Annotated in this window: 1 protein-coding gene; it reads right to left on the reverse strand. The window is 41.3% G+C overall.

Annotated elements, in window-relative coordinates:
* Positions 1-224: 224 nt before the first annotated feature.
* Entirely contained in the window at positions 225-2,603 is a 2,379-nt protein-coding gene (locus BWI92_RS26590) for a hypothetical protein (RefSeq protein WP_176464569.1), read from the reverse strand.
* Positions 2,604-2,728 lie beyond the last annotated feature (125 nt).

Here is a 2,728-nt window from a genome sequence, read left to right on the forward strand (position 1 = left end):
TAAAATCGGCAACGCTACTTCATTCGCCATTTGTTGTAGCACTCATTACTCGTTGGTTTCAACGTGGTAGGAGTATTCGCCTCTATTTACTTTTGGATTTAGTTTTAATAAATATAAATCAACAATTGTCAGGTAAAACGTCAACAAGTAAAACCCTTTTATTGCATGAAAAAGAGACTTCTACTTACCATGCTGTTAGTGTTTTCTGCGAGCATAATCTTTGCTCAAAGCAAAATAACAGGAAAAGTCACAATGGCCGAAAATGGCTCAGCCAACTTCTCTGCATAATTACTAATACCATCCCCATCACAATCTGCAGTGCGCCAAGTAGTTGTAGTATTTGCCAAAACTTGATTATTACTCCATACACATGGATTGTTTGGTGCTGGGTCGGTTAAATCCAAATCACCATCACCGTCTGTATCACAGGCATTTACTGTAACAACTACTCCTGTCGAGGCTGGACTGTAACAACCCAAAACTGAATCATAATAAAAAGCATAATACGTACCAGCTGCGGCAGTACTCGGTGTGCTGTAGGCAGTACCTGTATGTGTATTGTTCGTAAACCACTGTATCACCGCACCTGATGGCGCGCTACCTATCGCACTTGATAAATCACCTGTCGTCGCTGGACATACATTGCTCACACTGCTACTCAACAAACTTGGTGCTACAAAACCCGCTGCATTCGCTAAGCGTAATACGGCACCATACACCCTTGTCGTACCAACATCTACTCCTACCAAATTCGCAATCGTAAAGCGAACTTCGTTGAATGGCTTCGTCGCTGCGAAGCCAACTACCTGACGAGTTGAACTTAGAATAGACAAGCTGATCAATCCGCCTGCATTACTTTCCTGTAATACTCCATTCAGATAAGTACTGACGGTAGCATTACTCAAAAGACTCGCTCCAAGAATACTTGTATTTTCTATATCAAATCCTGCAAATGTTCCGATTGGATAAGTAGTCACTGCATCTTTTATCGATATTGATCCACTACTCAATAAGCCTGCGGTTAATACAATATCTGCATAATTTGAAGTACTCGCATCTACTACATTTTGACTATTATTAATAGAACAGCCCACGCAAGCTACTCCTCCAATACCGGTCAAACTACCATTCAATACCGCTGGAAAACTTGGAGATACCAAATACGTATCGGTACAACTCAACGCTGGGCCTGCGCAGAAACTTTCTAGTACTACGTTGTAAACTCTTGTCGTACTCAAAATCCCTAATACATTCGTTATTTCTAGTTTTACCTCATCAAATTCTTTCGTACTAATAAAGCCCACTAACTGCTCGCCTGCACCTGTCAAAAGTGAAGAATTAACCGACAATAACGTCCCTACTCCTGAACTCTCCTGCAATACACCTGCCTTATAGGTGCGGATGGTAATACCAGACAAAAGATTCGCATTGATCAGATTAGGATTCGAAATATTAAACCCGGCAAAAGTTCCGATGGGATAGGTCGTCAAAACATCTTTTACGGAAATAGAGGCATTGCTACCCAAAGAAGCCGACATCGTAATAGTCGCATAATCACTCGTACTTGAGCTGATTACATTTTCTGTATTGCTAATCGAACAACCTACACAAGCAACGCCTGTGATACCTGTCTGACTATCATCTATTACTACGGGATAAGAAGGGTTCGAAACATTCGTCTGTGTATTACATACCAACGCTGAGCCCGCACAGAATTTTTCTATTACTGGATAATACACCTGACCTGTAAAACCAACACCCACCAAAGTAGTGTAAATAATACGTACTTCGTCAAAGCCTTGGGTCGTGATAAAACCTACCGTCGCCAATCCACTGCCATCTAACAAACTTGATTCTATTCCTAGCAAACTCGTTACTACATCTTTTCCTTCTACAAATACTCCATTGTTATATGTTTCGATACGTACCGTTGAACCAATGCTTCCGCTCAATAGGCTTGCTGAGGCTATCTTAAAACCTGCATAATATCCCGCAGGATACGTATCTGTAGCATCATTGTCTTTGACACTATAGGTTACATTACAACCTAAACCTGTTACATTAAAGCCCGCATAATTATTTAAGTCTGAATCAACCAAATTATTCGTCGAGGCGGTCGTCAAATTCACACAACCTAACAAACTATTCGTCTTTGTTGCCGCTAGGTTTGTAAACAATCCATTCGTCAGAGGTACTTTCGTATTGCAACTCACGCCACTTGGATCTAAGCCTGTACAAGAAGTAATAAATACATCTACCTCTGAACTTGCAGCACTATAACAACCTGTGGTAGCATTATAGTAAAAGGCGTAATAAGTCCCGTCCGTTGCTGCCGTCGGTGTTGAGTAAGCCGTGCCTGTATGTGTATTATTCGTAAACCAAACCAAACTACTTCCCGATGGCGCTGTTCCACTTATCGCAGTAGATAAATTAGCTGTCGTAGCAGGACAAATGTTATTGATACTACTTACACTAACTGTTGGAACAACCAACGCTGGGTCACAAGCATTTAATGGATCTGTACCTGCTAACTTCTCTGCATAATTACTAATACCATCTCCATCACAATCTGCAGTGCGCCAAGTAGTTGTAGTATTTGCCAAAACTTGATTATTACTCCATACACATGGATTGTTTGGTGCTGGGTCGGTCGATATCAAAATCTCCATCTCCATCGGTATCACAGGCATTTACCGTAACAACTACTCCTGTCGAGGCTGGACTATAA

This window comes from Flectobacillus sp. BAB-3569 (genome assembly GCF_002270355.1).
GTDB classification, from domain to species: domain Bacteria; phylum Bacteroidota; class Bacteroidia; order Cytophagales; family Spirosomataceae; genus Flectobacillus; species Flectobacillus roseus.